Genomic DNA, 21,118 nt, shown 5'->3' with positions numbered 1-21,118 from the left:
TCACCCAGCCGTCGCGGGATCGAAGAGCCCGAGCTCGTGCGTGTCGAGGAAGTCCTCGGAGGGCCAGTGCTGGTCTCGTGAGAACGCCGGGCCACCAATGACAATGCGCGCCCCCGGCAGTTGTGCGCGAAGCGAGTCGACGAAGGTGCGCAGCTCAACGCGCTCGAAGACGGTCGAGACAGACAGCGCGACGAGATTCGCGTCGGTCGCCTTGGCTGCGGCGATGATCTGGTCGAGCGGCGTATCAGCGCCGAGGAATGTCACGTCGTAGCCGGCGAGCTGGAAGCGGTCGGAGAGCATCCGCAAGCCGAGTTCGTGCTGCTCGCGAGGCGGACAGGCTAGCAGAACGCGCTCACCGCGTGGGGTGACCTTGGCGGATTCACGCTGCACGTCGAGGTAGAGCGACTCGACGATCGTGCGCACCGTGTGCGAGTCGAAGTGCTCCTCCCACACCTGCTCCTTGCCGTGCGACCACGCCGAGCCGATACCCGCGAGCAGCGGGCTCAGCACGTCGACGTAGAGCGAGACGATCGAGATGTCACCTGCGTGAACCGCATCGAGCGCGCGCTCGACCGCGCCAACGCGGTCGCGCTTCGCCAACGCGACCTGGATGCCCGTGCGAAGGTTGTCGGCGAACGTCGTGCCTTGTGTGGGGTCAGCCATGCGTGCCTCCTGTCCTGCGGGAATGATACCCGTTCCGGCCGTTTGAGGCGTTCGGGCGTATCCCTTTGTACACGCGCTAGACAATGGTGCGCGTCGTCGGTAGAATCCCCTTCGCTGTCCGTTCGCGACGGCTACCCATTCGGGGGTATAGCTCAGTTGGTTAGAGCGCTGGCCTGTCAAGCCAGAGGTCGCGGGTTCGAGCCCCGTTACTCCCGCCACACGAACTCACGCAAGCCGTCCGAGCAGGGCGGCTTGTTTCGTTTGGGGAGGGGGTTGATTGCGCCCTACTTGAGTCTTGTGCTGGATTGGACACGGGCGACTCCCGAGAATGTGGACCGCAGGCGGGTGATACCCTGCGTCGAGGGGAAGCTGCTGCCAAGCAGAGGCGGAGCTACACGAGGGGGAAGCAAATGGTTCCGGTGCTTCGCAAGACGTCTTCACGCCGGTCTACTGGGCGCACAGTAGGTTGGCGCGTGGCCGCCGGACGAGTGCAGTTGGTCCTCACGGCCGCTGCCGTCCTGTGCGCCTGCAACTCTCAGCCTGCAGTAGCGGCTGTAGCGAGTGTAGGAAGTATCGTCAGAGTCTCCACGGCGTCTGATGGCACGCAGGGTGCAGGCCATTCTACGTGGCCCACCCGGGTATCAGATGACGGCCGCTACGTCGCCTTCATATCGGATGCGCCGAACCTGGTCCCAGGGGATACGAACTCTGCCAAAGACGTATTCCTCAAGGACCTGTGGACCTCGACAACAACTCGAGTGAACACCGATTCGTCAGGCGCGCAGGCATCGCGCGGATGCGTCAACGGACGCCCCGCAATGTCGGCCGACGGGCGCTTTATCGCGTTCGAGTCGGTATCCGCCGACTTGGTGCCTGACGATACAAACGGTGAGGAAGACTGTTTCGTCAAGGACACAACGAACGGGCAGTTGTTTCGAGTGTCGACGGACTCCTTAGGTGCCCAAGCGTCCTGTACTGGTGCGAACCTGTCGATCTCAGGAATATCAATCTCAGGAGATGGTCGGTTCGTCGCGTTCTCCTCAAGCTCCCCCACACTGGCGCCGAGCGGTGACGCGGGTATCGTTTCGGTGTTCCTCAAGGATCGAGCGACGAACGAGACGACTCTGATCTCATCAACGTCCGAGGGTACCGCTGGCAACGCCACATCGTTCGCACCTGCCGTGTCGAATGACGGCCGGCAGGTGGCGTTCGTGTCCGATGCGACCAACCTCGTTGCGGGAGGCGTGCGTTCGCCCGGTAACGTGTTCGTCAAGAATCGGGTGACGGGCGCAATCCGTCTTGTCTCATGCTCGTCCGATGGCACGCCCGCGAACGGCTGGACGTATCGTCCTTCCATCTCAGCAGACGGCAGTAAGGTGGCCTTCTCTTCGTCGGCGTCGAGTCTGGTGCCGAACGACACCAACGACCTTGTAGACCAGTTCGTGAAGGATCTTGATTCAGGTGAGACGGCTCGCGTCTCGACAGCATCAAACGGTCAGCAGGGGAACCACTATTCCGATCAGGACAACTCTATCTCAGGATCGGGCAGATACGTGGCTTTCACCTCCCAGGCCACCAACTTCGGCATGCCGAATGGGTTCGGGGCCAACTACCGTGTGTATCTCAAGGACCTCCAGACGGGGCAGACCACCGGCTTGGCCGCGAATCCAAGTGGGACGCCAGGTACCGGATACGACATGGGGCCGGTGCTGTCCAGCAACGGGCGCTACGTTGCCTTTCTTTCCAGCGCACCAGACTTGGTTTCGGATGACACAAACGGCTTGCTAGATGTATTCGTCAAGGAGATCGGCAGCCCGGTTACTCCCGTTCCTGACAGCCATGCGACCGACGAGCCAGTCCTTGTCCTAGTGGCTGGCCTCAACAGCAATACCGGGTGGTGGGCGACCCAGCCGTGGGCTTGGTCCGACTGGGAGACCAATGATTCCAACAACCTTGGGGATCCTTGGGCGTACATCGGCCAACAGGCTGTGGCCCGAGACAAGCTCGGGGCCTCCGATGTGCTCGTGATGCCCACCAAGCAGGGGATTTCGCCGGTGGACGCTGGCAGGGCTGCATGGGGCTACTGCATCAACTCCACAGGTCGGCTTGAACCCAATATCAGGCAACTCGCGGGATGGCTTGGATCATCGAAGGTCCAGAAGAGGATCAACGGTCGTCCGGTGATACTCATCGGCCATTCCTACGGAGGCGTGATCGCGCGGTCGATGCTCGCGAGGGAGAACCTGAATACTCCAAACTGGAAGTCAACGCGCAAGCAGATCCGGGGCATCATCCAGCTCGGTAGCCCCAACGGGGGATCGGGCACCGCAGATGAGGCGAACAAGGGATCGAATGAGTGGATGATGCAGATGTCCGATGCGACTCAGGACCTCTCTACGTCTCACATGCGTATGTGGAACAAGAACAAGATCAACAAGGGCCGGGTTGGCGTACCCGTGAGGAGGCTCGGGGGCACGTATCTTCCGAAAGCGTTGGACTCCATGCCGGCATCCACCGGAGATGATCTCCACCAGTGGATATGGGCTCATGACTTCAGTTCGTACAATGGCAATCTGCCAAACGACGGCGCACTGGCGATTGGGTCGCTGAAAGACGCCTTCGGAGTCCTCGATGATGCGCTCGACCGCGATTTTGGTGGCGGTAAGTTCTCGGAGCACTCCACCTACACCCATTCGGCGTTCTATCCCGGCACTAACCGCACCTACAACGGCGTGAAGTATCGTGAACTAGTTCCACAGAAGGACAGTAACGGGTTGATGCCGGAGATCGCCGCCGCCATTGCGTCCATTGGGTCTCGCGACACCGCATCACGCAGTGCTGGTGCCGGTCGTTCACAAACAGCCGCCCAGTCTGCCGAGATTGCCGGATCTGACCCCGGGGCCTCCGTGACCATTCCGCGGAGGACGGTCTTGGTATCTTCCGATGCCACTAGCTACGTAACCATTCCTCTCGACGGCTCGGCAAGCATACGCGCGTCTTCGCGTGCTGGCACACCGACTGTGACTGTTCATGACGAGGACGGCACGCTGGTGGGCGGCTCCAGCGGGGCGGAACTGGGCACTGACGGGACGGTCTTCTCGTTCCTTCGCGCAGAGCCGGCGAACACGGGACGATACGCAGTCGGGGTGACCCTTCCGTCGGGGGTGTCTGGCGAAGTTGTCCTAGGGGGCGTCGTCACCGGAGGCGCGAAGCTGCTGATCTCAGGAGCGGATTCACCTGTCTCGGGCACTGCAACCACCCTTACGGCTGGCTTCGCTGCCGCTACGGGTGTGCCGCTCACCAACGCCATCGTGACCGGTATCGCCAGCTCGGGGGGCTATCCGGATGTCGCACTCGTCTTTCGCGACAACGGATTGGCTCCCGACACGACGGCTTCGGATGGCATCTATGCAGCGGTGTTCACGCCGCCTGTGCCCGGTAGGTGGCTTGCACACGTGCAGGGCGCGCATCAGGCAGCCGAACGCGTCAACACCATCGTCTTCGATGTTGGAGATGAGGTTGCTACAGTGACCGGGTCGATAGGTGAGACAACGACTCCGGGGCCAGGCGAGACACTCGCTGCACTCGGTGTGGAGGTGCCGATACGGGTATCTGTCGAAGGCACCTACACGCTAGTTGCCGTTCTCTCTGATGCCGCGGGTCGGCAGATCGGCTCCGCCGTAGGGACGGCCAGCCTTGCATCGGATGAGTCCGCCACCATCGTGGCTACGATTGACGCCTCTCCGCTCTCGGTCATCATTCCCGGCAGAATTACGGTTGAGCCTTTGCTAATCTACCGTGAAACCGATGGTGTCGATTTGTATGCTGGTTCGGGACCGGGACTCACGACGACTCGTTCCTACTCTGCGGCCGACTTCTACGCCTTCTCAGTCTCGCTCGATGGCCCCGCGGCCAACCCGAGCCCGACAAGCGCCGTTCACTTCACCGGCACGGCCCTGAACACCTCATCGACAGTCGCAAACGTGGAATACTCGATTGACGGCAGCGAGACATGGCACCCTGCGACTGTCTCGGACGGTGCCTTTGACTCGCACTCCGAGGACTTTTCTATCGACTTGGAGCTCCCAGACTACGTCTACGGTATTCTCGTGCGCCAGACAGGCTCGGACGGTGCGCAGCTCCCAGTCCCCGACTGGGCCGGCAGGCGGTTCACCATCGATACCACCGCTCCCGCCACGGCCGCGGACCTCGCAGCAGTCCTGACGACCGAGGCTGGCCCACCGGTCGCCCGTACGACCTGGTTGCCCCCCTCCGATTCGCCCTCCGACACCGCATCGACCGTTCGGTATGAAGTTGGCCTGGACGGTGTCGACACGCTGACCACCTACGACACGGGCGTTGATCTCCCGCTCCCCGACTCCCGGCCGCATACCCTGAACGTGACGCCAATCGACGCAGCTGGAAACACCGGGCCGACATCGACGTGCGATGTCGCCGGGACCTGGATTCCGACCTACGTTATCTCCACGAGTGTGCCGCTCGGCCACGGTTCGATCGCGCCATCCGGCACGGTCTCGGTCGATGAAGGCTCGAGCCTCACCTGTACCATCACGCCGGATATCGGATACCACACGCTCGACGTTACCGTAGACGGCAAGTCCATCGGTGCAAGCAGTTCGGTCACGTTCGCGAACATCTCCACAGACCGTGTGATCTCGGCCACTTTCGCGATCAACAACTTCCGCTTGGGCTACGTCGTGGGCAGCGGCGGCACACTCACTGGCGTCGCGTCTCAGACGGTGGAATACAACGGGGCTGGCACACCCGTTACGGCGGTCCCGAGCGCGAACTACCGATTCGTGTCATGGTCGGATGGAAAGACCGCCGCCACCCGCACCGAGGCCACGGTGACAGCGGATGCCACCTACACGGCAACCTTCGCCAAGGACATCAAGACGGCGTCCATTGCGCGGACTCCGAACAGATCGTCCGTGACCTACACCCGCAAGCGCGGGGTGGCTCGTTTCACGCTCTCGGCCTCGATCAAGGGCTGGGGCAGCAAGGCTGTCGCGGGACACTACGTGTACCTCCAGTCGTCCAAGACCGGGAAGAGCTGGAGCAACACCTACCGAATCAAGACGGGCCTGACCGGCAGGGCGTCCAAGTCCTTCAAGATCACGAGCAAGCGGACGCGCTACTACCGCTGGTACGTGCCGGCGAAGTTGGGCGTGTGCCTGAAAACGTACTCACGGGCGACCAAGGTGACGGTGAAGTAGCCCCGTTGTATCGCGGCTGTACGGCGGGTCGGGAGCGTACAGAGCCAATCGACCGTCGTTCCGGCGACACGGGCTACGAGTACTCGTAGCCCCACCAAATCGTCACCCGAGAGCCCTTAGGGACCGTACTGCCCGCGGCGGGACTCTGTTTGTAGACTGTGCCATCCGTCGTCTGCCCCCCGTCACCGGCGTAGACACCGGTGCTCGTCACCCTGAAACCTGCGGCCTTGAGTCGCGCCTCCGCGTTGGACATGAACACCCCGCGCATGTTGGGCACCCTCACCATGACCACGCCCGTGGACACCTTGAGTAGAATCGTGCTTCCGGGACGCGCCTTGCCGCCGGACGGCTTCTGGGCGATGACGGTACCCTTCCTCGCCTTGTTGGCCTGCTTGCCCACCTTCACGCGGAAGCCGGCGTTCTTGAGGATCGCCTCGGCCTTCTTCTGCGGCTTACCCTTCACGTTCGGCACGGACACCGGTTCGCGACCCTTGCTGATGACGAGTGCGACCATTGATCCGCGGGGTGCTTCCTCACGCGGTGTCGGTGTCTGCGTGGTGACCACGCCCGCAGGAATGGATGCATCGTAGGACTCGGTCACGTCGCCCAGGACAAGGCCTGCGGCTACAAGCGCCGCCTCGGCCTTCAACTTATTGAGTCCGGCGAGATCAGGTGTCGGCACGGGGGCCGGACCTGCAACCGTCAGCACGACCGTCGATCCCGGCTTGGCGGTCTTGCCGCCTGCGGGTTCTTGCGCAATCACGGCCCCCGGGGAGCCTTGCGCACTCTCGTCGTAGGTGACCTTGCCCAAGATGAAGCCTGCGGTCTTGAGCGCAGCCTGTGACTGGGCGAGGGTCATGCCTTTGGTGTCAGGAATCGCCGTGCCGCATCCAGTGAGTGCAAGCATCACAAGCATGAGCATGACGACGATCAGCGTTCGCTTCATACGAATCCCCCTTGGTACTAAGAAGGCATCCCCCGATGCCGCTACCCGAGTAGCGCCGGACCGACTGTAGCGCAAAGGGTCGCCGAGTGGGATCGGGGTGGCTCTCCGGGATCGAGCCCCGTTACTCCCGCTGCGAGAGCAGTCGGGCCGCTACTCCTCCGGCAGCTGATCAAAGTCGACGGCCGCGAGCCGCCCGCCCGCCGACACCAGCAGCGCAGCCACCGGTGCACCCAGCGCTGCGCCCAAGAGACCGCCGAAGATCCCGCCCATCATGGTTGCCACGAGCACGACGATGGGGCTGAGATTGAGCGAGTCACCCATGAGCCGGGCGTTGATGATCGACTGCAACAGGTTCTGGGTCACGAGAATGACGACGAGGATCGTCACGGCCTTCGAGAAGCCGCCCGCGCCCAGCGCGATGAAGAACGCGAACGCGCCCGACAGGATTGCCCCAAAGAACGGGATGTAGTTCGTCAGGAAGGTCACAAGCGCGACCGGAATGGCGAGCGGAAGGCCCATGACCAGCATGACGGCGCCAATCACGGTTGCCACCACGACGCCGGAAACCGTCATCGCACTGAAGTAGCCACGCATCGCCCGCACGGCGTCTCCCACGATCTCGGTGCCGAGCTCCTCGGGCAGTCCGCCCAGATGGCTCCCCATCCAGCTGATGATGTTGGGGAAGTCTGCGAGCACGTAGTACAGCAGCATCGCGCCGATGAAGATGCCGAAGAACAGCGCGAACACGCCGGACAGGCCGCTGGCGAGCGTCCTGCTGAGAATCGACGCGAGTCCACCAAGCGGTGGAGCGTCTGCGCCACTCGCGGTCTGACGGGCTGAGACGATGATGTCCTGCACGACATTCGGGTCGATTCGCAAGGCGCCGAGCCCTGCGCCGCCCTCGGCGATCCCGCTTTGGATCTGAGCTTGGATGCTCGGCCACTGCGATAGAACTCCCGCAAATGTGACCCAGAGCGTGGCGACCACGATGGCCAGGAGCAAAACGAGAACCGCGACAGCAGCACCCTGCGCTGGTATGCCGCGCGCGACCATCTTCTCGACAAGCGGGTAGGCGATCATCCCGATCACCATCGCGAGGATCAGCGGAATCGAGATGCTTGAACTCGCACCGAGGAATGCGGCGAGTATCACGAGCACGCCAACCACGCTGATGAACGCCAGACTGCCGATGGCGACGTTGATCACCCATCCCGGCATGATGCCGGGTCCGGCCGCGGCGAACTGATTGCCTGCGCTTCGAAGCTTGTCACTGAGTCTTGTCATGCCCTGATCTCCTCTTGCGCGATGCGGGTGTACCCGAGCGCATCCACCATGGTCCTCGAGGCGCGCGATCCTGCTTCAGCCTATGAGAGAAGTCGCCCGCCGTCGACCACGGAGTATGGGGTGAACGGAAACATTGTGAGCACAGAAGCGGGGTATCATCTTCGGGAGTACTAACGGAGTCGGGACACCTTGGGGGCACCCATGCTTGACGATCATCCGTCCGGTGCGGCTTCGAAGCTCGAGGGCCGAGTCAACGCCGCCATGCCGCAACTCACCACCGAACTCGCAGATCTCATCCGAATCCCCTCGGTATCCGAGGTCGGCTATCCGGCTCACACGCATGCACCGCTCTTGCAGGCCCGCGACTGGATCACCGCGGCACTCACGGAGGCTGGCTGCACGGTAACCAGCCTCGACCTGCCGGACACGGCGCCGATCATCCTCGGCGAGATCGAGGCACCGGCCGGTGCGCCCACGGTGCTGCTTTACAGCCACTACGACGTGGTGCCTGCTGGCGACGAGTCGCTGTGGGACACCCCCGCATTCGAGCCCGAAGTGCGCGATGGTGCGCTGTTCGGACGTGGTGCCGGCGACACCAAGTCCAACATCATGGCGATTATCGGTGCGTTGCGCGCGTGGGACGGACGACCGCCCGTTGGCGTTCGGGTCGTCATCGAAGGCCAGGAGGAGGTCGGCGGCGGCGCTCTCACAACCTACCCGCCGACAAACCCCGCGCTGTTCGCGGCCGACGCGATGGTCATCGCCGACATGGGCAGCCTGCGTCCGGGCCTGCCCACGCTGACCACCTCGCTGCGCGGTATGTGCAACGTGATCATCGAAGCGCGCACGATCGCCTCGGCGAAGCACAGCGGCTCGTACGGCGGCGCGGCGCCGGATGCGCTGCTCGCGGTCGTCCGCGCGCTCTCAACGCTGCACGACGACAGCGGCGACGTCGCGGTCGAAGGCTTGCTCCGCGACGAGTGGACCGCCGGCGGCCCCGACGAGGCCGAGTTCGCCGAGCTCGCCGAAGTCGTCGACGGGCAGCCGCTCATCGGCACGCGCACGCTCGGCAGCCGAGTGTGGACAGGCCCGTCAATCACCGTCATCGGCATGGACACGCCTCCCGTCGACGGTGCGCTCAATGCCGTCCAGCCGTACGCCCGCGCGATCATCAACGTACGCGTCCATCCCAAACAGGACGCGGGCGAGGCGCAAGCCGCCGTGATTCGCCATCTTTCGCAGGTCAACCCGTTCGGCATCACGCTCACCGTGACGCCCGGGCCCACAGGCAACGGCTTTGCGGCTGACACCACGAGTGCTGCTTATGCCGCCGCCGAGAGCGCCTGGACGGCCGCGTGGGGCACTCCGACCGTAGCGGCCGGGGCCGGCGGCTCGATCCCGCTCGTGAGCGCGCTGGCGCAGGCCGCACCGGAAGCCGTCATCGTGCTTGGCGGCGCGACCGACGGGTTCGCCAACATCCACGGCCCCAACGAGCGCGTCATGCTCGATGAGTTCGAGAAGACCACGGTCGCGATCGCCGACTTCCTCGGCAGGATGGCCCCGGCGTCTGATGGGAGTGCTTCGTGAGCACGGAGACTGCAGCGGCGACCGGTGCGCCGAAGAAGGCCGGCATCATGGCGAGCGTGCTCGACATCATCGAGCGCGTAGGCAACAAGGTGCCGCATCCGGCGCTACTGTTCCTCGGGATGTGTGTCGGCATCATCGTGTTGTCGCAGGTGCTCTACTGGACGGGCGCGAGCGCGACCTACGAGGTCATCAAGCCGCCGGCCGTCCCCGTCGAGCAGATCGACGTTGGCGGTTCGAGTCTGCCCGGCGAGGCACTTCCTGCCGAGCAGGCCGACGCGGGCGACTACAAGGTCGTCACCGAGACGGTCAAGGCGCGTGGTCTGCTCACCGTCGAGGGAATCCGCTTCCTCTTCACGTCGTTCGTGCGCAACTTCATGGGCTTCACGGCGATGGGCATCATCCTCATCGTCATGATCGGAGTCGGCATCGCCGAACTCTCGGGGCTGATCGCCTCGCTCATCCGAAAGCTGGTCGCGGTCTCCTCGGTGGGTTCGCTGACCTACATCATCGTGTTCCTCGGCGTCATCTCGAGCATCGCGTCTGACGCAGGGTACCTGGTGCTGATTCCGCTCGGGGCCGCGGCGTTCATGAGCGTCAAGCGTCATCCGCTCGCGGGCATGGCGGCGGCGTTCGCCGGCGTCGCGGGGGGCTTCGGCGTGAACCTGCTCGTGACCCCGACCGACGCCATCCTCACCGAGATCACCAACGAGGCGATCCACCTCGTCGATCCGGCGCAGTCGGTTGCCATCACCGCTAACCTCTACTTCGGCATCGCTTCGACCATCCTGCTGACCATCGTGCTTGCGCTCGTCACGTCGCGCATCGTTGAGCCGCGGCTCGGAGCGTACGACCCTGCAGTGGCGCCGAGCGGCGACGAGAAGGCCGAGGAGTCCGACGCGTTCGCGGGCATCACTCCCGAGCAGGACGCCAAGGGGCTTCGCTGGGCGGGCTACGGGCTGGTCATCATCACCGCGATCATCGCGCTGCTCACCCTTCCTTCAGGCTCGCCGCTGCGCGATCCCCTGACGGGGGCGGTCATCGGCACCTCGCCCTTCATGGACAGCCTCATCGTCATCATCGCGCTCGTCTTCCTGGCAGCCGGCCTCGGCTATGGTCGAGGCGCGGGAACCATCAAGAGTAGCGACGAGATCATCGGCGCGATCACGAAGTCCTGGTCGGGTCTGGCAGGGTTGCTCTTCCTCTTCCTGCTCATCGCGCAGTTCATCGCCTACTTCAACTACTCGAACATGGCCCAGATCGCTGCGGTGCGACTGGGCGACACGATCGAGCGGATGAGCGTCAGCTCGATCTGGCTGCTGCTCGGGGCGATGCTGATCACGCTTGTGGTGGGCATCATCATGCCGCAGGCGATCGCAAAGTGGGCGCTGCTGGCACCGATCTTCGTGCCGCTCTTCCTGCGCCTTGGCGTGGCGCCAGCGGTCGTGCTCGCCGCCTACCGAGTCTCCGATTCACCGGTCAATATCGTCACGCCGATCATGGCGTACTTCCCGCTCATCGTTGTGTTCGCTGCCCGATACGACAAGCGGTCCGGCATCGGCACGATCATCGCGCTGATGCTGCCATACTTCCTCGCACTCACGGTCACGTGGACGGCGTTCTTCGCGATCTGGTACCTGCTCGGCATCCCGTTCGGGCCGGCGCTCTGAGACTCGCCTCAGGGACCGACTCTCAGCCGGTGATACAGGCCGCCACCTACGGCGTTGCGTCAGGCTCGGCTGGTTCCGACTCCGCAGGGCCGGACGACACCAAGAGCATCACGCTGTAGCCCTTGTAGACGACCTCGCCCGCATCGGGTACCTGCTCGAACACGACGCCTTCCTCGTAGGTGTCGTTGGGCGTGGGAATGGCGATGGGCTGCAGGCCAGCGTCCAGAAGGATGCCGATTGCGTCCTCGGCTGCCCGACCGACCGCCTTCGGCACCTCGACCGTGTCAAGATCGGGGTAGAGGGGCGGATCGTCCTCACCGGGCGGCGGGTCGGGGTACGTCGGGGGATTCGCTGGCGGCTTGTCGGGCGCGGGCCCTGCCGAGACCAGCAGTCCGACCGTGCTGCCCGAGGCGACCTTCACTCCGGCGACGGGCTCCTGCTCGACGACCTGCCCCTTGGGCTTGGCGCTGTACATCTCGATCGCCCGAGCCTTCAGTCCCTGGGCCTCGAGCTTCGTGAGCGCGGCTGCCTGCTGGGAGCCGACGACATCCGGCACAGCCACGGCGGCAGCCGGCGCAGGCCCCGTCGAGATCGTGATCAGCACCATCGTGCTGGGCTCGACCTTCTCGTTGGCCGCGGGCGCCTGATGCGCCACGAGGCCCGAGGGCACCCTCGAGTCATTCGCCATCACGATGTAGGCCGCCAGCCCGGCCTCGCGCAACGTGGTCTGGGCCTGGCGCTGCGTCTTCCGGGTCACATTCGGCACCTTGATCGTGGTCGAAGGCCGTTTGCCGATCGAGAGCAGCAGTCCCACGGTCGAGCCGGGCGACACCTTCTCACCGGCAGCGGGCAGCTGGTCGATGACCGAACCGCTCTCGACGAGCGTGTCGTACTCGACGGTGTTGGTGCTCTCAAGCCCTGCATCCGACAGCGCCTTCTCCGCCTCCGACTGCGTCAGTCCAATGAGTTCGGGCACCTCAACGCGTGCGGGACCTTCCGAGATCGTGAGTGCGACCGATGCGCCCTTCTCGGCCTTCACGCCGCCCGCGGGGTCTTGAGCGAGCACGGTGCCCGCTGCCGCGTCAGTGGCTTCCAGGGAGACGGCGCCCAGCGCCAGCCCGACCGACTGCAGGGATTGCGTGGCGGCCGTCTGATCGCTGCCAACGACGTCCGGTACTTCGACCTTCCCACCGCCCGACTGACTCCAGAGCACCAGTCCGATGATGACAACTGCGGCTGCGGCCAGGCCAATCCAGAGTGAGACGGGTAGGGGCGTGCGATTCTTGGTCGCGCCCGATGAGTCCGTCATGAGTCCACCTCGTATTCTTTGATGGGGAGACGCCTCGGTCTCCCTAGTGTCTTTCTTCCCGTTTGTGCAGCGACCTGAGCCCCGCCTTCGCCGGTCGATTCGCAGGTACTCGGGCTCGTACGAGTGCCCGCGCAGGCGTCCGTACCGTCTCCCCCGATGATTCACGCTTGATAATGGGTACACACACAGAGCACGAATGTCCTCTGGGGGGAGGACACAAGGTCACGCTCGCGGTGGCCACTCGGTGTGGGGAGGCACCATGGAAGATCAGCGCATCGACGCATCCGTAGCGCATGCGGAGGATCCGTCCGACATCCGTTCGCGCTTCCGTGAGATGGGCCGCGCGATCCTCAGCGAGATCAACGCGTCCGAGGACGAGGCTGAGTCGATTCGTCGAGTCCTGGCGCTCATCAAGAACGAGAGCGGCGTGCATGCCGTTGGAATCCGCATGCGCCATGGCGAGGACTTCCCGTACTACGGCGTGGATGGCTTCACCCCTGGGTTCATCTCGACCGAGGGCAGCGTCCTAGAGAGGGATGCGGACGGTGTCGTGTGCCGCGAGGACGACGGCTCGGCGATCATGGAGTGCACCTGCGGCCTCATGCTCTCGGGCAAGCTGGAGCCCGGGAGCCCCTTCGCGACTCCGGGCGGCAGCATCTGGACCAACGACTCGCTGCCCTTCCTCGACCTTACCGCCGAGGAGGACCCGCGTCACAATCCACGCAACGTGTGCATCCACGAGGGGTTCATGTCGATTGCACTGATTCCCATATGGAGCCAGGGCGAGTTGGTCGGCCTGCTCCATCTCGCCGACAGACGGCACAACGCGTTCACCATCGAGATGGTCGAATGCTTTGAGGACGTAGGCATGCATCTGGGCGAGGCGTTCCTCCGAAAGCGTACGGAGCGCGCGTTGAGGAGTAGCGAGGAGCGCTATCGAACGATCCTTCACACTGCGCTGGACGGGTTCATGCAGGTCGACATGGAGGGACGCCTGACTGACGTCAACGATGCGGCCTGCAAGATGACCGGGTACTCCGAGGCCGAATTGCTCGGTATGAGGATCTCCGACCTTGAGGCGGTCGAATCCTCTGGCCAGACCGTCGCGCATATCAAGGAGATCATGCTCAGTGGGGCCGACCGGTTCGAGACCCGGCAGCGTCGCCGGGACGGCACGATCATCGACGTCGAGGTGGGCGTGCATTACGACCCAGCCGATGGCGGCCGGCTCTCGGCGTTCCTGCATGACATCACGGCACGCAAGCGGTCAGAGAGCTTGCTGGTCGAGACAAACGAGCGCTTGGAGCGGGTGCTGCGCAACATCACGGCGACCATGGGCAAGGTCGTTGAAGCGCGAGACCCGTACACGCAGGGCCACGAGCAGGGCGTCGCTCGCCTCAGCAGCGTGATCGCTCAGGAGATGGGCATGTCCTCCGGCGACGTCGAGGGCATCGAGGTTGCTGCGCTCGTGCACGACGTCGGCAAACTCGCGGTGCCAACCGAGATCCTCACGAAGCCGGGCAAGTTGTCGGATGTCGAGTTCGACTTGATCCGGGTGCATTCGCAGGCAGGCTACGACATCCTCAAAGACATCGACTTCGACTGGCCGATCGCAGACATCGTGCTACAGCACCACGAGCGCATGGACGGCACCGGCTACCCGAACGGGTTGGCAGGCGACGACATACTCGTGGCCGCCAGGATTCTCATGGTCGCCGACGTGCTTGACGCGATGTCGGCTCACCGCCCATACCGTCCGGCGCTGGGTCTCGATGCGGCTATGGACGAGGTCTCCGGTCACCCGGAGCGTTACGACTCCGATGTCATCGCGGCCTGCGAGCATCTGCACTCCGCCGGTCGTCTGGCGCTGTAGTCGGCGGCTATTGGGGTTGAGCCGCAGGCGCGCCTCCGCCTGCCGCGAGCAATCCGGTCGGCGCAAGCAGCGTGCGCAGTGCGTCCTCGGTCGTCTCCGACTCGCAGTATCCGACCTGCAGCGTGCCCTTGGACGCATCGAACGTCGCGGACTTCAGCCCGGTCGCGGTACGCAGCGGGGCCAGGAGCGACTCGGCAGCCGATGCGGGATCGGTGTCAGCCGGCAGCGAAAGCGCCAGCGTCGAGGTGACGCACGGCTCACCTTGCGCGAACGTCTCGGTGACCACGCCGCCGATGGCCTTGGGCTTGGCGCCCTGTCCCGTGACCACGACGGTCAGCGCCACCAGCGCGCCGACGACCGCCACCACCACGAACAGGCGCTTGCGGCTCGCTGCGCCGCTGGGGGTCGCCGGTAGCGCGGCATCCTCATCAGAGGCAGACTCGACGGTCGTACTCTCGGTCTGCTCGGGGGCGCCGGTCTCGTCGCCTTCATCGGCCACGATCTCGTCGAGTGGCGCCGTCTTCTTGCGAAACGCGAGCAGGGCCGCCCCACCGATGACGAGCACGATGATGCCGACCACGATCATGCCGCTCGAGTCCCCTGCGGGCTGAGTCGCGGCCGTGGTCGTGCCGGCGGCCGGGGGCGCGTATGCGAGTGCGAGTTCGAGCTTGTCCCCGGCCTTCACATCGCGGAATGACTTCGTGTAGAAGCTGAAACCTTCCTCGCCAGGCTGCGTGCTCGCGCCCTCGGCAGGTTCCGTGATCGTGGCGCCGTCAGGGATGCGCACTGTGAGCTGCACGTTCGGGACGTCGCTGCCTGCGGTCCAGGAGATCGACGGCCGGTAGTTCGTGCCGTCGAACAAGAGGCCCGATGTGCTGGGGATCTCAGCCTGAGCGGTGCGAGCCTGTCGCAGTACGAAGCTGTAGTCGTCCGCGCCCTTGCCGGCGGTACGCGTGTACTTGACCTCAGGGTCGTTTGCCGGCGGGCCGCCGAGAATCTCGCCGAACCACTCGATCTTGGAGCCGGGCGGCACGCTGAGCGAGGCCTCGGCCGGGAGCTTGGTCGATGCGGGCAGTTCGCCCGCGATGAGAAGCATCCCCTTGCCGTCTTCGGTGTGCAGCGTGACATGCACGCTCTCCCATTTTGCGGGGGCAGCCACGGCGGTGCTTGCTGCGAGTGACGCCGCGACGACGGCGGCGAGCATGAAGTTGCGAAGCAGTATGCGCATTGAGAACTCCTGACCTGAGCGAGACCGACGACGAGCGAGATGTCAGTTCGACTCAGACCCGAAGTGCCGTGGACGACGAGAGCGGGATACCGATGAGCTCGTGGGCGAGTGCCGGGACCGTCGCCGACCGCCCGGAAGGCGCGACCGCGTTGGCGATGCGCACAGTCAGCGGGCGAAGTGCGCTTCGCGCGCGCTGCACCCGCTCGCCGGCGGGGACGTGCGATGCGCTGCAGCACAAAGCGACGCACTCAGCGCACGAGCTCTCCACGCACAGCGCGGGAGCGAACATCCCGGCAAGCACCAAGAACGCCACCAGCACAATGGCGAGCGGAGTGAGCGCGATAGGTGGCGAGACGATCGGCAAGCTGTTCTCCATGGGTCGTGTTCACATGAGAGTATGGGGACGTACGCTTGGAGTCACAAGCGGAGATACTGTGGAGATGACCAGGGGGGTGCACATGCCGGATTCTGCCGATGACGCCACGGATGTTGTGACCTCACCTGAGGACTACGCCCTGTGCCACGAGTGCGGTGGTTTGTGCTGTGCCCTTTTCCTCGCTAACGACGACGACGGCACCTACGCCGGCGACGGTTGGCTGACCGAGTACATCGCTCTGTGGGAGCAGCGCCTGACCGACAGCGGTGCGCTGCGCGTGACCGACGCCGGCTACGAAGCGGGGGAGGCGGGCGTCACGCCGCTGCACGACCCGCGCCTGAGCCATCTGCCCACGCCCGAGGGCGACTCCTATCGCGCGTTACTTCCGCTGTGGGTCGACACTCGCAAGTGCGCGTTCTGCCATCCCGACACCGGCTGCCTGCTTCCGCGCGAGTACCGCGCGCCGCTGTGTAACGAGTGGGTCTGCGCACTGTGGCCATCCGCCGAGGAGGGCGCGCTGTGAGCACGCTCATCGTCGATGCCGACGCCTGCCCGGTGACCCGCGAGGCGATCACGATCGCGCGAGCAGCCGGCCTGAAGGTGCTGCTTGTCGCCAACGTGAACCAGAACTTCGCCCGCTACGAAGGGCGCGCCGGTGTCGAGTGCGTGAACGTGGGTACCGGGGCGGACTCAGCCGACTTCGCGATCATCGAAGTGCTGCAGCCCGGTGACGTCGTGGTCACCCAAGACATCGGGCTGGCCGCGATGGTGCTCGGGCGGGGCGCGCACGCGATCTCGCCACGCGGGCGCCGCTATCACGTTGCGAGCATCGATGCAGAACTCCTCGTGCGCCACGAGCAGAAGAAGCTCCGCCGGGCCGGTGGTCGGCACGGTGGCCCGGCGGCTTTCACTGACGAAGATCGCGAGCACTTCTCGGAGGCGCTCGAATGGCTCATTCGAGAGGCGAAACGCGCCGATACTCCCTAAATAGGACGAGCCCGTGGGGGGTCCGGCCGACGTAAGGGGATTTCGAATGAGCGTACATCGCCGGCGCGCTACCCGTGCGCGCACCACGTCGCATCGTGTCGCGGCCGCGACAGTACTCGCCCTGGTGGTTGGTTCCGCTCTTGGCGCACTACCCGCTTTCGCCGGCGAGAATGTGTGGACGCCCGCGAGCAGCACCCCGCGCGGTGCCCGAGTCATCTCGTTGCGGCCGGGCACAGAATCCGGTCATGTGGTGGGCTCGCTGAGCTTCGACGGTGTGTACGAAACTACCAACACGGGCCAGATGTGGACGCCTGTCGCCGCAGATTGGGACCTCGGCGGCTATCGTTACGCGACAGACGCCGTGTACGCATTCGACGGTTCGCTCATCGCCGCGACATCCAAAGGCATGACTCGGCTGTCAGCGGATGCGACATCGTGGCCCGTGACCGGCAACATCCCGCAGCTCACCGGCTCCGCATACACGTCGGTAGGACGCGCCTATACCGGCACACTGGTGACGGGTGCGAGCACGTGGTGGCGCTCGGTAGACCATGGCTCGACGTGGGTCACGGCGACGACCGCGCCGGCATTCGCCATGACGGCCTTCGACTGTGATGCGACGACGTTGTTCGCGGGAACCTGGAGCGCGGGGGCGTACACGTCGGTTGATGATGGCGTGAACTGGACGGCGATTGCCGCACTTCCGGCGAATCTGAATGTATACGCAGTACGAGTCGCCGGCGCGAGGGTCTACGTCGCCGCCACATCGGGCCTCTGGCGCTCGATCGATGGCGGGGCCACGTGGGCTCAGGTCTCCGACAAGTGGTGCTACGACGTCGCTGACATGGCGGGCACCATGTACATCGCGGTCGGTGGCGAGGGGGTCTTCGCCTCCGATGACGGCGGCGCGAACTGGACCGCCGCCGCCGGCGGCCTGCCCGGAGACAGCGTCCAGGAACTGCACGTGAGCGCGGGGCAACTGCTGGCGGGGTTCTCGGGCTCGGGCGTCTTCGCACGGCGCAGTTCGGCGGGGGGCTTCGAGTACGCCAACGAGGGGCTCGTTCCGCTCGTGCTGACGCAGTCCACCCACACGAAGGACGGTTCGATATTCGCGCTGACCGAGCAACCCGACGGCAGCCCGGCCGGGACCTTCCGGTCGGCCGATGAGGGCGCGACCTGGCAGGCGGTGACGGGCCTGTGGGACTCGGCCCCGATACGGCTTCTGCATTCGTGGCAGGACCGGGCGTTCGCAGGCAACGGCGCCGGTCTTTGGCGCACGAGCGACGGCGCATCGTGGGCGACGTGGCCGCCGACCGGCAGCGATCCGTACTCCGTGGCCGTGTCTCCGGATGGCGACACCACGGTGATCGGCCAGTACGACCAGGTATCGATCGCGCATGAGGGTGATGGCGTGTGGACGTACCTGACCGCCACCGGCCTGCTGCTAGCCAACGGAATCGATGCCGCCGCAGTGAGCAACGACGGCGACATCGCCGTGGCTGGTTTGGGTCAGCCGACCGTGCGATCGCTTTCGAATGGCGCAGGTGCATGGGCTGACGCCGCCGCTGCGACCGGCACCTCGGCCAAGCATCTCGCGACGGCCCCTGACGGCCGAATCTACCTCACAGGACTCGGCGCACTGGGCGCGCAGGTTTCCACGGACGACGGTAAGACGTTTGCCGCGGTCACGGGCTGGCCCGCCGAGAACTGCGGTCGCATCGTCTCGTCGGAGTCGGGCGACATGTTCACGGTTATGTCCGATGGCGGTGTCTACCGCAGCACCGACAGCGGCTCGACGTGGGTGTGTCTATCGGCGAGCGACGGTCGAACCATGGCACTTGCGTGCAGCGGGGACGGCGCGCTCCTGGTGCGCAGCACGGCGGCCGGGCTCGAAGCGATGTCGCTTGTCGCGCCGACCCTCATGGCATCGGTCATCGACACGAGTACGCTCGGCGAGATCGAGGGGTGGCACGGTAGCCCGGTCGCGCTACGGCTCGTCCGCGGCGCGACCGGCACCACCTGGTATCGCACCGACAGCGGTTCGTGGGAGAGCTCGACGGACACCACCGTGGCAGTGCCGAGCACCGAAGGTAGCCACACCATCAGCTACTTCTCGGCGTCCGAGATCGCGACCGGTTCGCCTGAGTCGATGCAGATTCGCGTCGACACCACCGCGCCGACAGAGGCGAGCATCCGCATCAACGGCGGAGCGACAAGCACCTCGAGCCGAGCGATCACCGTGTCGCTCGCCGCGACCGACAACGTCGGGGGCAGCGGCATCAAGTACATGCAGATCGATTCGGGTAGTGGATGGGACTACATCCGCGCCTTCGCGGACACAAGTGCTGCGACCGTGCCCGGATACGACGGGGCAAAGGTGGTGCGTGTCCGTATCGGCGATCTTGCCGAGAACTGGATCGAAACGAGCGCCACCATCACCTTCAAGCGCCCTGCGCCCACGATGGCCAAGCCCACGGTGTCCCCGAGCACGCCCAGAAAGGGCAAGAGCTTCACGATCAAGGGCACGATCACGCAGCGTGTGGGTGGGAAGACCCGCATCTACCTATATCGGAAGGGCAGCAAGGGCTACACGATCAAGGTCGGTTCCTGGCTCGTAAGCAACTACGTCGCGAGCGGCAAGACCACCTACAGGAAGACTCTCTCGGTAAGTCGAAGGGTGTCGTATCGGGCGTATGCGATCTATCAGGGCGGTGAATCCTACGCCCCGAAGAAGAGCGCGTACCGGTACTTCTCGGTGAAGTGACGCCGTTGTGAGGGCAACGCCGTTGCCGATTCGTTGCCGCGTGGTGCAACGATTCGCTAGCGCTTACCTGCAGCACCCCCCTATACTGCGCGTGCAAACCGTATTCATCTGCCGGAGGCTCCCATGCATCGCTTCACCAAGATTCGCTCGCTGCTCGCGCTCTCGCTGGCTCTCGCTCTCGTACTCGGCAGTGTGCCCGCGTACGGTGCGTACGAGCCTGCGTTCGTCGACGCTGGCATCCCGAGCCACGCGACCGTCAACGGCGTCGATCTGTTCGGAATGGACGACGTCCAGGCACGCGCCGCGATCGCAAGCGCCGCTCCCGTGCCGACCCTGCTGCCGCTCGTGATGCAGGGCGACGGCCACACCGTCACCGTCCAGAAGCCGGCTCGTGCCGTGTCGCTCAACGTCGACGCGATGCTCGCGTCCGCGTACTCGGCGGTCGATACGGCCACGCCGTTCGCGCTCGCACCGACCTACAGCATCTCCACCGGCATCGTCACGACCTGGTACAACATGGCCGCCAAGGCCATCGACCACAAGGCGAAGAACGCCGTGCGCAAGCGCAAGGGCCACTCGCTGTACGTCACCAAGGAGGCCGACGGCCACAAGGTGAACAAGACCGCTACGATCTCGCTGCTCAGGAGCGCCGTGACAATTGAGCTCGCCGACGTTGCCGCGGTGCCCGCGACGATCACGGTGCCGCTGACCACGCTCAAGCCCAAGGTCACCCGCAAGAACATCCCCAAGGCGATTCTCGTGGTGCTCAGCCACTATCAGGTCAAGCTGTACCGGGGTACCGGAATCGAGAAGAAGTACAAGATCGCCATCGGGATGCCGGGATTCTCGACACCCACGGGCAAGTGGAAGGTCACCGGCAAGAAGAAGAATCCGTCGTGGCACAATCCGGGCAGCGCCTGGGCCAAGAACATGCCGTCCGTCATCGGCCCGGGGCCCAACAACCCGCTCGGCACCCGCGCGATCTACATCAACGCCTCCGGCATCCGTTTCCACGGCACTGCGAAGTGGTGGTCGATCGGACATGCTGCGAGCCACGGTTGCATGCGAATGAAGCGCAAGGACGTCGAGGACTTCTACCCGCGCGTGCCGGTGGGCACCACCGTGTGGATCGTGAAATAGTCCGAGCAGGGTATTTCGCGGCGTGACCCACGCGCACCTGATTCACCCCTAGCAACG

At 64.8% G+C, this 21,118-nt stretch carries 14 protein-coding genes and 1 tRNA gene; 9 read left to right on the top strand and 6 right to left on the bottom strand.

The window, feature by feature from the left end; translation table 11 throughout:
• Window positions 1-663: a cobalamin B12-binding domain-containing protein gene (locus HGB10_08485; protein ID NTU71838.1), complete on the bottom strand. Its 663-nt coding sequence runs from the start codon at window positions 661-663 to the stop codon at window positions 1-3.
• A 141-nt stretch (window positions 664-804) separates the two neighbouring features.
• Here HGB10_08485 and HGB10_08480 point away from each other — a divergent pair.
• A tRNA-Asp gene (locus tag HGB10_08480) sits at window positions 805-881 on the top strand.
• A gap of 600 nt (window positions 882-1,481) precedes the next feature.
• Window positions 1,482-5,900 carry a hypothetical protein gene (locus tag HGB10_08475; protein NTU71837.1) on the top strand — a complete coding sequence of 1,473 codons (4,419 nt, stop codon included), beginning with the start codon at window positions 1,482-1,484 and terminating at the stop codon, window positions 5,898-5,900.
• Window positions 5,901-5,973: 73 nt separating this feature from the next.
• Here the strand turns inward: HGB10_08475 and HGB10_08470 are convergent, their stop codons facing one another.
• Both HGB10_08470 and HGB10_08465 read right to left on the bottom strand, forming a co-directional pair.
• On the bottom strand, window positions 5,974-6,846 hold the full coding sequence (locus HGB10_08470; protein ID NTU71836.1) for a PASTA domain-containing protein: 873 nt from the start codon (window positions 6,844-6,846) through the stop codon (window positions 5,974-5,976).
• 150 nt (window positions 6,847-6,996) lie between these two features.
• Complete coding sequence (locus tag HGB10_08465) at window positions 6,997-8,130, bottom strand: AI-2E family transporter (GenBank protein NTU71835.1); 1,134 nt, start codon at window positions 8,128-8,130, stop codon at window positions 6,997-6,999.
• Window positions 8,131-8,331: 201 nt separating this feature from the next.
• On the opposite strand from HGB10_08465, the gene HGB10_08460 reads away from it, so the two are divergent.
• On the top strand, window positions 8,332-9,717 hold the full coding sequence (locus HGB10_08460) for a M20/M25/M40 family metallo-hydrolase (protein ID NTU71834.1): 1,386 nt from the start codon (window positions 8,332-8,334) through the stop codon (window positions 9,715-9,717).
• Between the two features lie 47 nt (window positions 9,718-9,764).
• Window positions 9,765-11,384 (top strand): AbgT family transporter, encoded by a 1,620-nt coding sequence (locus HGB10_08455; GenBank protein ID NTU71833.1) that lies wholly within the window; start codon window positions 9,765-9,767, stop codon window positions 11,382-11,384.
• Window positions 11,385-11,430: 46 nt separating this feature from the next.
• Here the strand turns inward: HGB10_08455 and HGB10_08450 are convergent, their stop codons facing one another.
• Complete coding sequence (locus tag HGB10_08450) at window positions 11,431-12,693, bottom strand: PASTA domain-containing protein (GenBank protein NTU71832.1); 1,263 nt, start codon at window positions 12,691-12,693, stop codon at window positions 11,431-11,433.
• A gap of 259 nt (window positions 12,694-12,952) precedes the next feature.
• Between HGB10_08450 and HGB10_08445 the strand changes: the two genes are divergently transcribed.
• Window positions 12,953-14,566 (top strand): PAS domain S-box protein, encoded by a 1,614-nt coding sequence (locus HGB10_08445; protein NTU71831.1) that lies wholly within the window; start codon window positions 12,953-12,955, stop codon window positions 14,564-14,566.
• A 7-nt stretch (window positions 14,567-14,573) separates the two neighbouring features.
• Here the strand turns inward: HGB10_08445 and HGB10_08440 are convergent, their stop codons facing one another.
• The gene (locus HGB10_08440) at window positions 14,574-15,794 is read right to left on the bottom strand and encodes a hypothetical protein (protein ID NTU71830.1); all 1,221 of its coding nucleotides are present in this window, start codon (window positions 15,792-15,794) and stop codon (window positions 14,574-14,576) included.
• Window positions 15,795-15,846: 52 nt separating this feature from the next.
• Window positions 15,847-16,158, bottom strand: coding sequence for a hypothetical protein (locus HGB10_08435; GenBank protein ID NTU71829.1), 312 nt, complete (start codon window positions 16,156-16,158; stop codon window positions 15,847-15,849).
• Window positions 16,159-16,252: 94 nt separating this feature from the next.
• Between HGB10_08435 and HGB10_08430 the strand changes: the two genes are divergently transcribed.
• The 4 genes from HGB10_08430 to HGB10_08415 all read left to right on the top strand — a co-directional run bounded on the left by HGB10_08430 (window position 16,253) and on the right by HGB10_08415 (window position 21,061).
• Entirely contained in the window at window positions 16,253-16,693 is a 441-nt protein-coding gene (locus HGB10_08430; GenBank protein NTU71828.1) for a hypothetical protein, read from the top strand.
• Complete coding sequence (locus HGB10_08425; GenBank protein ID NTU71827.1) at window positions 16,690-17,157, top strand: YaiI/YqxD family protein; 468 nt, start codon at window positions 16,690-16,692, stop codon at window positions 17,155-17,157. Before HGB10_08430 ends, HGB10_08425 begins: the two co-directional genes overlap by 4 nt.
• Before the next feature lie 46 nt (window positions 17,158-17,203).
• Entirely contained in the window at window positions 17,204-19,921 is a 2,718-nt protein-coding gene (locus HGB10_08420) for a hypothetical protein (GenBank protein ID NTU71826.1), read from the top strand.
• Window positions 19,922-20,044: 123 nt separating this feature from the next.
• Entirely contained in the window at window positions 20,045-21,061 is a 1,017-nt protein-coding gene (locus HGB10_08415) for a L,D-transpeptidase (protein ID NTU71825.1), read from the top strand.
• The last annotated feature ends 57 nt before the right edge of the window (window positions 21,062-21,118 follow it).

Source organism: Coriobacteriia bacterium (assembly GCA_013334745.1).
Lineage (GTDB): Bacteria > Actinomycetota > Coriobacteriia > Anaerosomatales > JAAXUF01 > JAAXWY01.
The sequence above is the reverse complement of the archived record's forward strand: the minus strand, read 5'-3'. Positions and strand labels throughout refer to the sequence as shown.